Here is a 12,501-nt window from a genome sequence, read left to right as displayed (position 1 = left end):
AGACTATCGATAACCTCCCCTTATGGGGAGGTTTAAAAGGAATTGAGGCATTATGGCTTACAGTACTTTTAACCAAAAAAAGAATGACCAATTGAAGGAACCAATGTTTCTAGGTCAATCAGTAAACGTTGCACGCTACGACCAACAAAAGTTTGAGATTTTCGAAAAGCTTATCGAGAAACAACTTTCTTTCTTCTGGCGTCCAGAAGAAGTAGACGTATCTAGCGACCGTATCGATTACAACAAACTGCCAGATCACGAGAAGCACATCTTCATCTCTAACTTGAAGTACCAAACGCTTCTAGACTCTATCCAAGGTCGTAGCCCTAACGTGGCACTGCTGCCGCTTGTATCTCTGCCGGAACTAGAGACTTGGATTGAGACTTGGTCTTTCTCTGAAACGATTCACTCTCGTTCTTACACGCACATTATTCGTAACATCGTGAACGACCCTGCTGTGGTATTTGATGATATCGTTGAGAACGAGCACATCCTGAAGCGTGCAAAAGACATCGCGCACTACTACGACGATTTGATTCAAGCGACGAATGATTACCATCGCTACGGTGAAGGTGAGCATGTCCTTAACGGTGAAACGGTTAAGGTTAGTCTGTACGACCTTAAGAAGAAACTGTACATCTGTCTGATGTCTGTGAACGCTCTAGAAGCGATTCGTTTTTACGTAAGTTTCGCATGTTCTTTCGCTTTCGCAGAACGCGAACTAATGGAAGGTAACGCGAAAATCATCAAACTGATTGCACGTGATGAAGCGCTTCACCTGAACGGTACGCAACACATGATCAACCTGCTACGTAACGGTCAGGATGATTTCACTTTCATGCAAATCGCGGAAGAAGCAAAACAAGACTGTTTTGACCTATTCAAAGAAGCGGCTGAACAAGAAAAAGAGTGGGCAGAGTATCTATTCAAAGATGGCTCGATGATCGGTCTAAACAAAGACATCCTAAGCCAATATGTTGAATACATCACCAACATCCGTATGCAAGCAGTAGGTCTACCTGCAGCTTATCCAGAAGCAACAACCAACCCAATCCCATGGATTAACGCTTGGTTGTCTTCAGATAACGTTCAAGTTGCACCTCAAGAAGCGGAAATTTCTTCTTACCTTGTGGGTCAAATTGACAATGAAGTTCGCGCAGACGACTTCGAAGGATTCGAGCTGTAATGGCAACACTCAAAATCAACAAACTCATCAGTATTGAATCCAACCCTTCCAATACAATTTTGGAAACAATGGAGCAAGCTGGCTTATTACCAGAATACAACTGTCGTGATGGGCACTGTGGCGCTTGTCGCTGCAAGTTGGAATCTGGTGAAGTGGAGTATGTTGGTTTTGCCATGGCTTACACGCAAAGTGATGAGATATTACCTTGTATCTGTAAAGCAAAATCGGATTTGTCACTCAGTGGCGTTAACTACGCGATGAAAGAAAAGCAGCGCGCATAACGTGACTCGACGGTATAAAACGCAAAAGCCAAGGTGATTACCTTGGCTTTTTTGTATCTACGTGTTTTATCTCTCAGGCTGTTATAGGTCTCTGGTTATAAAGCACTACCTGGGAGATGCATCTCTTTAACTTTCTCTAAAAATGCATAATGTGCAAACATCGGTTTACGTTCTAGGTAACGACGCAACAAGTCTAGTGCTGCCGTGCTGATCACTTTAACTTGATCATTGCGCGGATACTTTTTCGAGAGTTTATATAATGCTCCCCACTCGCCTGACGGTGTCGATAAAGCGACGGAAAAAACACCCTCTTCAATATCGCCAGTGACGAGTGATAAATCCGTCCCACACTTCTCTCGCGTCGCTCCTGCCAGAGCAAACGTTTCTGCTAATGGGTCTCCGCTGTTGCTCATCGCTTGAGTCTGGCTTGGTAGTACCCAACCATGTCCAAGTTGCCTTTCAGCGTTTTCATCACTATTTAACCAATAAGTTAAGTATCCACCACTGCTTTTTTCGGAAACCGACACGGTTAACTCTTTATCCACCAACAGCTGGCCGACATTTTCAACCATAGGTAAATCAATACTAACGGTATTGCTTTCAAGATGCTTATTGATCATCTGTACCAACTTCAAACGCTGTTCAAGCTGGTCAGAAGGGCCAAAGAGTTTCACTTCAATAAAAGGTAAGTAAGAGCGATAACCAAGCTCATACCCTTGAGGAAGTTTTAGCTGATCAAGCTTGTCCGAGATGCCGGATTCGGAAAGGCCGAACGTATAGATTCGACTACAACATGAACCTTGCACCTCTGGAAAAGCTCTTCTCAGATCAGGCAAAATTTGCGTCTCTGCCATAAGCTTAAATTCACTTGGCACACCCGGCGTAAAATAAAAAATGGCATCATTAATCAGCATCTTGAAACCACAGGCCGTGCCTATCGGGTTATCCAGAATCTCAGCCGTTTCTGGTAGCATGGCTTGTTTTAAGTTACTGTCTGGCATTGGGATGCCACGTCGAGCATACAAACTTTCTAGATGCTGCAACCACTCTTTGAAAAGCACGAGTTTACACTCAGCAGCTCTCGCTGCGGCGGCCGCACTCATATCATCGGTCGTTGGCCCTAAACCACCATTCACGATCACCACGTCATTGTTGAAGCTCAACATTAAAAACTCTTCAACCAAGCTCGACAGGCTATCACCAACCGTTGAGCGCTTTGTTAAGCCAAATCCATGTTGATAAAACAGGCTAGATAACCATGCCGCATTAGTATCAACAATATCACCGTGGAGCACTTCCTCACCGGTACTAAGCATTGCTATTTTCACAACTGACTCCTGAACATAAGCACGATCCTATTATTCGTTATAGTGCTTATTTTTCTTTTTATTTGGACGAATCTCGACGAGATATATTGGGACTAAATAAGGATCAAGTATTTAAATGGTTGATGTTTTGAGGGATAATTGCGAGCCCGATCATCACACCATCAACTCGGAGACCTTTGTGTCAAAATCATCCATGTTCAAGAAAACTCTAACTGGCCTTTGCTTGACTTCGTCAGCGCTTGCGCACGCAAGTCAGTACGATATGACCAGTCATACGGAGTTTTCTTACACACCTGATTGCTTGTCAGGTTACTGCGAAACGACGACTCTGTACACCTTCGAGTCTCAAAATCGCGGTCTTATGTTTGAACAGAATAATGATGATTCATTAAATCTTGATGCAGGGCTTCAGCCTAAACATCTCATAATCCCTCAAGATAAAGACTGGGATTACCTCATGGGTCAAACATACACCATTCTTGGCCTGAGTATCGCAACCGTTGGTATGATGACTTTCCTTCCAGAAAGTATCACTAAGTGGGACGAAGAAGACCGAGACATGAGTAAGCTGGGTCAAAAATGGAAAGATAATGTCTCTGACGGGCCTGTTTGGGATCGTGATGAACATGTCCTCAACTACATCATGCACCCTTATTTTGGCGGCGTTTACTACACAGCCGCACGCCACGCTGGCTATAACGAGTTTCAGTCATTCTTGTACTCCGCAACCATGTCAACGTTCTTTTGGGAGTACGGAGTAGAGGCATTTGCAGAAGTGCCATCTTGGCAGGATATTTTTATCACACCATTCTTTGGTGCTGTGGTTGGCGAAATGATGCTCACTGCTGAGCAAGATATTGTAGCAAACGGCGGCGAAGTCATGGGCTCTGAAACCGTCGGTGATGTATCACTCTTCTTCCTAAACCCTGTTGGGCATATCCATTATTGGGTAACCGATGCGTGGGGCGGTAGTGCAGAGCTACAATTTAATTCATCACCTTGGTTTGGTAATCAAGACGTCGCAAAATTCGCAATGGACGCAGGTGCCAACTACGATAGCCAATTTTACGGTGTCGAACTAAAAGTAACATTTTAGCCTTGACTTGAGTTGATACTCGGTAGAAAAGCAGCCTTATGATGGCTGCTTTTTTGTGCCCTAAACATCGTTTTAATTATTTGCTTCACGAATTAGTGTCAAAAATTGACTTTCATCAAACATAACCCTCTCCTAGCACCTACACTAAATAAAAGGATTTATTCCAATAACTTAAGTAGCACGTTTATTCGTACTGCGTCCAAACCTTATTCCAGGAGGGGACATTATGAACACCGTATTTATTGTTAATTTTGTCGGACAAGCGTCACCCGCAACTATCAAAGAACTCGCAGCAATTACTCATGAAAATGGCGGTAAATGGCTGATAAGCAAAGTAAACTTTATCGAAGATCAAGTTGCAGGTGTCATCAAAGTAGAGCTTCCAAGAGAAAATGCCGACATCGTTAAAGAGGCGTTCTCTTCATGTCAAACTCTTGTGGTTAGGTTCGTTGACTCGGATCCTCACTCGCATCGTGAAGACACCATCTTTCAGCTTCGCTTAGATGCCAACGATAGAGCAGGTATTGTGAATGAAATTACTCACGTTCTCGATAATCAAGGCATTTCAATTCTAGATATGGATTGCCAACGCGTATTCATTGCAGGCGGCGGTGGGGTAAGCTCCAGCTTATTCAGCGCAAAAATGGCGATTAAATTGCCTAGCGAGCTAGAAATAGAGGACGTGGCTAATGAGTTAGAATCTCTGAGTGAAGACACTCGTGTAATCGTAGAAAGCTAACTGCACACCTTTAACGCTTCCCCAATAAAAAAGAGCAGCAATTCAGCTGCTCTTTGTCGTTCTAATACTCAATACGTTTTATTTCACCGACCACTGAGATAGTGAACGTTTGAAATCAGAGTAGTCAAATTCATTCAGTTTTTGAATGTCACCATTCGAGCGTTCACAGTAAACCGAAGGCATACGTAGACCGTTAAACCAGTTCAGTTTCACCATGGTGTAACCTGCACTATCTAGAATATGCAGACGCTGTCCGATCTCGAGAGGCTGTTCGAAGTTCGCCACGCAAAACTGGTCACCAGCTAAACAAGAGCACGACCCAATCACGTATTCATGTTCACCGTTTTCAGATGCTTCAAGAATGGACGCTGGCTCGTTGTAGATAAGTGTATCCAAACGGTGGGCTTCTGTTGCTGAATCGACAATCGCCGTCTTCTTCACGTTCTCCACGATATCAACCACTGTTACAACAAGATCGGTTGTCTTAGTGATGATCGCTTCACCCGGCTCTAGATACATTTGTACGCCGTGTTTCTCTGAGAATGCTTTAAGCGCTAAACCCAACTTCTCGATGTCGTATCCCGGCCATGTGAAGAACACGCCGCCACCCATGCTTACCCAGTCCAGCTTATCTAGGTACTCGCCAAACTGCTCTGAAATAGCATCGAGTAAGCCGATAAACGCATCCACGTCTTTGTTCTCACAGTTCATGTGGAACATTACGCCATCAATACCATCAAAAATTTCCGGTTTGATGTGATCAGCCTGAACACCAAGACGAGAGAATTGACGAGCTGGGTTTGCTAAGTCTTGCCCTGCGTAGCTCACACCAGGGTTTAGGCGCAAGCCAATCGATGCTTTACCTTCGACAATATGACGATAAGCCGCTAACTGTGACTGAGAGTTAAAGATCATCTTGTCACAGATGTTCGCCACATCGCGAACGTCATCTTCGCTGTAACCCACACTGTATGCGTGTGTCTCACCACCGAACGTTTCGTAGCCAAGCTTCACTTCAAACGGGCCAGAGCTGGTTGTTCCGTCTAGGTAAGGCTTGATGATGTCGAATACACCCCATGTTGAGAAGCACTTCAGTGCTAATACAAGCTTCACACCAGAGATGTCTTTTAGCTGTTTTGCTTTCTCTAGGTTCTCAATCAGCTTGTCTTCATTAATCATGAAGTATGGCGTTTTTAGTTCGTTTTGTTGCATTTTGATACCTTACGTCCCTTCGCCTTAGCAAAGGCACTATAAAATCGAACAAAGCCGACGCAAGTGCATCGGCTCAAACGTACAAATAAGAGTCGCTAAATTCTTACTTCAATTTATGGATAACAGGTTGTCCTGGCTCCAGTTCTTGAACATGCCAATCTAGACCAATAGATGGCATGGTTTCTAGGAATGGGTCAGGATCTAGCTGCTCCATGTTGAACACGCCTTTGTCTGCCCACTTGCCACGGAAGAACTGCAAAGCCGCAGTGATCGCAGGTACGCCAGTGGTGTATGAGATAGCTTGGTGTTCAACATCTTCGTATGCGACTTCGTGATCTGCGTTGTTGTAGATGAACACACTGCGCTCTTTACCGTCTTTCTTACCTTGAACCCAAGTACCGATACACGTTAGGCCAGTGTAGCCTGGCGCGAGAGATGTTGGATCTGGTAGTAGTGCTTTTAGCACGTGCAAAGGTTGAACAACCGTACCGTCGTGCAGTGTTAGTGGATCTGGGCTGAGTAGACCGATGTCACGCATTACATTGAAGTAATTTAGGTAACGATCACCAAAGCCCATCCAGAATTCGATACGTTTCGCCGGGATGAACTCTTGCATAGATCGAACTTCGTCGTGCGCCATTGAGTACACTTTATGTGAACCACAGTTCGGGAATTCAAACTCAAGCATACGTGAGTGACAAGGTACTTGTTTCCACTCGCCGTTTTCCCAGTAGAAGGAATCACCTTGAATCTCAAGCATGTTCGTTTCTGGGTCAAAGTTAGTTGCGAACTTCTTACCGTGGTCACCTGCGTTTACATCCATTACGTCGATAGTATCGATTTCATCGAACAGATGTTTCACCGCGTATGCAGCAAACACCGATACTACGCCCGGATCGAAACCGGCACCAAGAATACCTGTGATACCCGCCTCTTCAAACTTCTCACGGTAGCCCCACTGCCAATCGTAAGCTTGAGGTACTTGTTGGCCTTCAGAGCACAAATCAACCGCAACAGATGTATCAAGGTATGACACTTTAGCTTGGTAACATGCTTCCATAATAGACATGTTCACCCAAGGAGGACCCGCGTTGATCACTAAGTCAGGCTGCACTTCTTTAATTAAAGCAACTAAAGAATCTACGTCGTCCGCGTTTACCGCACGAGCTTCTAGTTTCTTAGTTGAATCTTTCAGATTGTTTTTCTTCTGAATCGATTCGATGATTTTCTCACACTTACCTACGGTACGTGATGCGATTGTGATATCACCCAGAACGTCGTTGTTTTGTGCTGCTTTATGTGCAACTACCCAGCCAACGCCGCCTGCACCAATCTGTAGAATTGCCATAGTTTTCCGTTACCTTTGTTAAACTAGCTCTGCCGCTAGCGTATTGATTTTTGAGAGCAAAGATTCAAAGTCCGCCGTCGTCAGACACGGGTTCAAAATCGTAAATTTCAATGCAGTTTTATCGTCGACAATGGTTTCACCCAATACCGCGATACCACGTGTTAACGCTTCTAAGCGCAACGTTTTATTCAGTTCATCAAGATCCGCTGATTCATGTGTCGCGCGGAACAGAACCGTAGATAGCGATGGTTCAGCCAACAACTCAAAGTGTTTGTTATCTCGAATCATATCCGCAACTTCAAGCGTCTGATCAAGTAAATGATCGTACATATCGCCTAGGGCTTTTGGCCCCACGCTTTGCATCGTCATAAACACTTTTAGCGCATCAAAACGCTTAGTTGTAGCAATAGACTTATCCACCAAGTTCGGTAGTTCGTCGTGTTCGCGGTTCAAGTAGTCTGCATGATGAAGCAGGAATTTAAAGTTAGACTTGTCATTCACCAACAGCGCGCCACAACTGATGGTTTGGTAAAACAACTTGTGGAAGTCTACGCTGATGGAGTGTGCACGCTCACAACCTTTCAGACGGGCTTTTTGGCTACTTAGAATCAGAGCTCCACCGTATGCACCGTCGACGTGCATCCACATGTCATGTTTCGCTGCCATATCGGCGATAAAGTCTAGGTCATCAATAGCACCGTGATCCGTTGTGCCCGCTGTGCCGACAATTGCAAATGGGATCAAACCTTCTGCTTTTGCCTGATTTAGAACTTCGTCTAACTTAGTGACATCCATCGTTCCATCGGCATTCGCATCGACGGCCATGACCGCTTTTTCACCCAATCCCATCCAAGACGCTGATTTTTGAACCGTGAAGTGGGATTTTTTCGAACATACAATACGCAGCTTGTCTGCGTATTCAGGAAGGCCAAGCTTTTGAATTGAGTGTGCACTGAGTTTGTCAGCAATCCAATCACGCGCAAGCATCAAACCCATTTGATTACTTTGCGTGCCGCCGCTCGTGAAGATACCGTCCGCTTTTTCACCTAACTCGTATTTATCGCATAGCCAGTTCACAACTTTCTGTTCAACATAAGTCGCTGATGAAGCTTGATCCCATGAGTCCATTGATTGGTTCAAAGCCGCAATCATTGCCTCTGCGGCAATAGCAGGCATCAACGGTGGAGTATGAAGGTGAGCGATACAATCTGGATGTTGAGTAAAAATCGCGTTTTTCGCGACCAACTCGGCTGCATCATCAATAACCGTTTTGAGAGGCGCATTTTTATTGTCAAGATCAACAGCATGGATCGCTGCTTCCAATGCTTTTGGATCCATACCTGAGTATGGTGCAGCAACCTGTTCAAACACTGATTTCATTGCTGTCGTAGTGTGATTCATCACCGAAGCAAACTCATTGCTGCCCAACTCTCCAGTGTGGATGAAATGCTTCTTCCATTCATCTTGTGGCTGAGTTTCGATGTGACTACCGCCTGCTGCTAAAATCGCGTCTTCAAATACACGTAAAGCAAAGTCGATTTGCTCAAACGAGATGATAAGAGGAGGAAGGAAGCGAATTACTGCACCTTCACGTCCGCCTTTCTCAACGATCAAGCCACGCTCAAGTGCTGCGCGTTGAATGGAAAGAGTGAGTTCACTATCCGCTTGAGGTTCGCCAAATTTATTGAGCTCACCGTTTGGATTTTTAATCTCCACACCAAGCATCAAGCCTTTGCCACGTACTTCTGCGATACAGTTCACGCGCTTTTTAATGCTTTCAAGACCATAGCGCAAATACTGGCCCGCAATATTGGCATGCTCAACCAGATTGTCACGCTGGATGATTTCTAATGCTTTCGCACCAGAGACCATGGCTAACTGATTGCCACGAAACGTACCTGTGTGTTCGCCCGGCTTCCAAGTATCATGCTGCTTGTTGATAACCAATAGCGACATTGGTAAGCCACCGCCAATAGCTTTTGATAAACACAGGATATCTGGAACAATGCCCGACTCTTCAAATGCGAAATTGTAGCCAGTTTTACCAACACCACACTGGATCTCATCGAAGATCAGTAAGATACCGTGTTCATCACAAATACGACGTAACTCTCGCAGCCAGAATGCTGGCGCAGGAACAACACCACCCTCACCTTGCACTGGCTCAACGATGATCGCAGCAGGCTTCATAATGCCCGATTCATCATCGTTTAAAAGACGATCGATATAGCGAATACTTGCTTTCGCACCTTCATCACCGCCAAGCCCAAATGGACAACGCAGATTGTATGGGAAAGGCATAAAGTGCACGTCTGACATTAAACCAGTTCGACGCGCTTTCGTACCTAGGTTGCCCATCATTCCCATTGTGCCGTTAGTCATACCATGATATGCGCCACGAAAAGCAAACATGGTGTTGCGACCAGTAGTCTGCTTCGCGAGCTTGATCGCGGCTTCAACTGCATCGGCTCCAGACGGACCACAAAATTGGATAACGCTGTTCTCACTTAACTCTTGAGGAAGAAAAGATTTAACAGATTGAATAAACGTCGTTTTTGCTGATGTTGCAATATCTAGCGTCTGATATGGCAGACCCGAATCTAATTGCTCTTTCAGAGCTTGGTTTATTTCAGGATGGTTATACCCCAAAGCTAGAGTGCCCGCCCCCGCAAGGCAGTCTAAAAAGATCTGTCCACGTGTATCTTCAACCAAGCAACCAAAAGCTTGTTTAATTGCGATTGGCAAGCGACGTGGATAAGAACGCACTTCAGATTCATGCTCAGCCTGATCAATCAATACTTGATCTGGCGTTAAGTCATACGTTCCCTCAACGATAGGAACCTGAGACGAAAAAATGTTTGCGATATTGCTATCGACTTCAAAGGCAGTGCTCATACTACATAATCCCTTGAATTATAATAATTCTATATCCTGTATTAATAATCATTGGAACGAAGTTACAGGAGGTGTGTATACCCCTCCGCATTTGTCAGTGCAAAATGACAAATACAGATCATCTGCCACGATATTCGTGACTTTATATGTAAAAGGGATTAATCAAGGTTCCGTAATGCACCCGTTTTGTAAAACAGGACATTTCGGCAGTATGAAGCTGATTAGTGTGTGTTTATTCAAAGGTTTCAATGTTGGGTTTCCCATTAATATGCCGCTTTTACAGCATTAGTATCCCGTCTATCGACAAAAGGCTTTGCCGATACCTACCCTACGCAGTGTCACAATCAGCTTGAATGGTCACTACGCGTATCCCCCAGAGATCAAACGTTGTTAATTACGCTCCGAGATTGCGCGCGAATTTATCACAAAATAAAATCTTCTGGCAACGATTTTTCATATTAGTAACAGTGACGCAAATCACAACAAAGTTCCCCCTAGTGATATTTGTACATTCATACTCATCTACAACGCTTTTCTTCTTTTCTCAAATACCTGTTATTTAAACAAATATCCATACAATATCAGCGCCATGAACCAAAACGGTTTATGAACATACCACTCTTTAATCGTAGAACATTATTTTCAGTATCCAAGGCATTTAACAGAGCTAGTATTTACGTTACTGCTCAGCCTAAATCGATGAGTCTTTATTCACAGAACTTTGATTGACTAAACTTAAACTAGTCGGATAGGTATGGCCATGAAGTGACGTTGCTATGGCTAAAATTAACAAGGAGTTAAGTTAGTAAGCTGAAGGAGCTCAGTGCTTAAAGAAATACATCGCGAAGAAGAAATTTAAGATTTTAAGAAATACAAAAAAGGCCCAGCATTTTTATGCTGGGCCTTAAACCTGGAGCGACACACGAGGTTCGAACTCGTGACCTCAACCTTGGCAAGGTTGCGCTCTACCAACTGAGCTAGTGTCGCATTTAATATGAGATGGTGCCCCGGGCCGGACTTGAACCGGCACAACGCGAACGTCGAGGGATTTTAAATCCCTTGTGTCTACCAATTCCACCACCAGGGCACACAAATATTCTTTGTGATGCCTTTACAGAAAAGTAAAACACCATCTGATACCGCTAACGCCATATCAATAAAATTTGGAGCGACACACGAGGTTCGAACTCGTGACCTCAACCTTGGCAAGGTTGCGCTCTACCAACTGAGCTAGTGTCGCATTTATTCTCGAAAGCTATTCACTCTCAAAAGAATAATGGAGGCGCCTCCCGGAGTCGAACCGAGGTCCACGGATTTGCAATCCGCTGCATAGCCACTCTGCCAAGGCGCCTCATCTTTGAATAAAGCTAAGCTTTTTTCACCACCCTACTGAGCTGTGCTCTCCTGGGTACGGGATGCATTCTACGGATTCGAGCGATCGAGTCAATACTATTTTTATTTTTTTAAATCGTTTGACTAGAATTTGTGCGAAAGACTGTAGATTGCTTAGTTTTAATACTAAAAATCGCTTAAATACACTTGTTTATCATAAAACTTTGGCTACGCCTTACACTGATGGCCGTGCGTTACGTGTATTGAAGCGTTAATAATCAGGAGGCTCGCTTCTCTGAGACTCTCCAAGGGCGAAAACAAGACTTAGATCACATATGGAACTCTATCGAAGCAAAAGCTCCAGATACAAATTTCAAGCATGACTGTTAGCAAGCATTGAAAAACGTGAGAAGCAAAGAAATGCTGTAGATTATCTTAGATACAAAAAAGCAGGCTATTAAGCCTGCTTTCTAATATCAGAATTTAATGATGCTCTTCATTCAACAGATCGTCTTTCGCAGCTGCTAAATATTGAATCATTGACCAGTACGTCAAGAAAGTTGCCACATACAATGCTGCAAAGCCTAGCCAAACCATCCATTCATCGTAACGCCATATCAACACCCATAAGGCGAACATTTGCGAAACAGTTTTTACTTTGCCAACCCAAGATACCGCAACACTGGCTCGCTTACCGATTTCAGCCATCCATTCTCGCAATGCTGAGATAATGATTTCTCGCGCGATCATCGTTACCGCAGGAATGGTCACCCAAATTGAATGGTAATGTTCCGTGATTAAAATCAATGCCGTTGCCACTAGCACTTTATCAGCAACAGGATCAATAAACGCACCAAAACGAGAAGTTTGGCCAAGTTTACGGGCCAACATACCGTCAAGCCAGTCAGTAAAACCCGCTACCCAAAACACCATTGCTGCTGCAAACGGTGCCCATGAATAAGGTAGATAAAAGACAACCACAAAAACAGGGATTAGGAACAGTCTAAGAAGAGACAGAATGTTCGGGATATTCAAACGCATTTTATTATTCTCTTACACATTGCGGCTTAATGTTGCGCGATTT

9 protein-coding genes and 4 tRNA genes are annotated in these 12,501 nt (G+C 44.2%); 4 read left to right on the top strand and 9 right to left on the bottom strand.

The window, feature by feature from the left end:
* Positions 1–52: 52 nt before the first annotated feature.
* The gene (gene nrdB / locus L3V32_RS09545; RefSeq protein ID WP_005376818.1) at positions 53–1,186 is read left to right on the top strand and encodes a class Ia ribonucleoside-diphosphate reductase subunit beta; all 1,134 of its coding nucleotides are present in this window, start codon (positions 53–55) and stop codon (positions 1,184–1,186) included.
* Complete coding sequence (yfaE, locus tag L3V32_RS09540) at positions 1,186–1,467, top strand: class I ribonucleotide reductase maintenance protein YfaE (RefSeq protein ID WP_005376817.1); 282 nt, start codon at positions 1,186–1,188, stop codon at positions 1,465–1,467. Before nrdB ends, yfaE begins: the two co-directional genes overlap by 1 nt.
* Positions 1,468–1,562: 95 nt before the next feature.
* On the opposite strand, the gene L3V32_RS09535 is transcribed toward yfaE, so the two are convergent.
* Positions 1,563–2,795, bottom strand: a complete 1,233-nt coding sequence (locus tag L3V32_RS09535) for a CinA family nicotinamide mononucleotide deamidase-related protein (RefSeq protein ID WP_053808905.1) — start codon at positions 2,793–2,795, stop codon at positions 1,563–1,565.
* A 193-nt stretch (positions 2,796–2,988) separates the two neighbouring features.
* Here L3V32_RS09535 and L3V32_RS09530 point away from each other — a divergent pair, with 193 nt between their 5' ends.
* Together L3V32_RS09530 and L3V32_RS09525 are read left to right on the top strand one after the other, a co-directional pair.
* The gene (locus tag L3V32_RS09530) at positions 2,989–3,891 is read left to right on the top strand and encodes a DUF3943 domain-containing protein (protein WP_031780425.1); all 903 of its coding nucleotides are present in this window, start codon (positions 2,989–2,991) and stop codon (positions 3,889–3,891) included.
* 226 nt (positions 3,892–4,117) lie between these two features.
* Positions 4,118–4,630 carry a glycine cleavage system protein R gene (locus L3V32_RS09525; RefSeq protein WP_005394795.1) on the top strand — a complete coding sequence of 171 codons (513 nt, stop codon included), beginning with the start codon at positions 4,118–4,120 and terminating at the stop codon, positions 4,628–4,630.
* Between the two features lie 78 nt (positions 4,631–4,708).
* On the opposite strand, the gene nspC is transcribed toward L3V32_RS09525, so the two are convergent.
* From nspC to pgsA, 8 genes are all read right to left on the bottom strand, one after another.
* Complete coding sequence (gene nspC / locus L3V32_RS09520) at positions 4,709–5,842, bottom strand: carboxynorspermidine decarboxylase (protein WP_048625711.1); 1,134 nt, start codon at positions 5,840–5,842, stop codon at positions 4,709–4,711.
* A gap of 103 nt (positions 5,843–5,945) precedes the next feature.
* Entirely contained in the window at positions 5,946–7,190 is a 1,245-nt protein-coding gene (locus L3V32_RS09515; protein WP_012841628.1) for a carboxynorspermidine synthase, read from the bottom strand.
* Positions 7,191–7,208: 18 nt separating this feature from the next.
* On the bottom strand, positions 7,209–10,085 hold the full coding sequence (locus tag L3V32_RS09510) for a pyridoxal phosphate-dependent class III aminotransferase (protein WP_237284180.1): 2,877 nt from the start codon (positions 10,083–10,085) through the stop codon (positions 7,209–7,211).
* Positions 10,086–10,996: 911 nt separating this feature from the next.
* Positions 10,997–11,072: transfer RNA gene (locus L3V32_RS09505), tRNA-Gly, on the bottom strand.
* A 13-nt stretch (positions 11,073–11,085) separates the two neighbouring features.
* Positions 11,086–11,172: transfer RNA gene (locus L3V32_RS09500), tRNA-Leu, on the bottom strand.
* Positions 11,173–11,249: 77 nt separating this feature from the next.
* A tRNA-Gly gene (locus L3V32_RS09495) sits at positions 11,250–11,325 on the bottom strand.
* Positions 11,326–11,362: 37 nt separating this feature from the next.
* Positions 11,363–11,436: transfer RNA gene (locus L3V32_RS09490), tRNA-Cys, on the bottom strand.
* 464 nt (positions 11,437–11,900) lie between these two features.
* Positions 11,901–12,458 carry a CDP-diacylglycerol--glycerol-3-phosphate 3-phosphatidyltransferase gene (pgsA, locus tag L3V32_RS09485; RefSeq protein WP_005394805.1) on the bottom strand — a complete coding sequence of 186 codons (558 nt, stop codon included), beginning with the start codon at positions 12,456–12,458 and terminating at the stop codon, positions 11,901–11,903.
* Positions 12,459–12,501 lie beyond the last annotated feature (43 nt).

Source organism: Vibrio sp. J2-4, from assembly GCF_021728155.1.
Taxonomy (GTDB): Bacteria; Pseudomonadota; Gammaproteobacteria; order Enterobacterales; family Vibrionaceae; genus Vibrio; species Vibrio diabolicus.
Note: the sequence above shows the minus strand (reverse complement) of the source record. Positions and strands in the feature narration are given on the sequence as shown.

What these genes read in the sequence shown, in the direction of transcription:
- nrdB (WP_005376818.1), top strand. Translation starts at nt 53, where the DNA reads ATGGCTTACAGTACTTTTAACCAAAAAAAGAATGACCAATTGAAGGAA.
- L3V32_RS09515 (WP_012841628.1), bottom strand. Translation starts at nt 7,190, where the DNA reads ATGGCAATTCTACAGATTGGTGCAGGCGGCGTTGGCTGGGTAGTTGCA.
- yfaE (WP_005376817.1), top strand. Translation starts at nt 1,186, where the DNA reads ATGGCAACACTCAAAATCAACAAACTCATCAGTATTGAATCCAACCCT.
- pgsA (WP_005394805.1), bottom strand. Translation starts at nt 12,458, where the DNA reads ATGCGTTTGAATATCCCGAACATTCTGTCTCTTCTTAGACTGTTCCTA.
- nspC (WP_048625711.1), bottom strand. Translation starts at nt 5,842, where the DNA reads ATGCAACAAAACGAACTAAAAACGCCATACTTCATGATTAATGAAGAC.
- L3V32_RS09510 (WP_237284180.1), bottom strand. Translation starts at nt 10,085, where the DNA reads ATGAGCACTGCCTTTGAAGTCGATAGCAATATCGCAAACATTTTTTCG.
- L3V32_RS09525 (WP_005394795.1), top strand. Translation starts at nt 4,118, where the DNA reads ATGAACACCGTATTTATTGTTAATTTTGTCGGACAAGCGTCACCCGCA.
- L3V32_RS09530 (WP_031780425.1), top strand. Translation starts at nt 2,989, where the DNA reads ATGTTCAAGAAAACTCTAACTGGCCTTTGCTTGACTTCGTCAGCGCTT.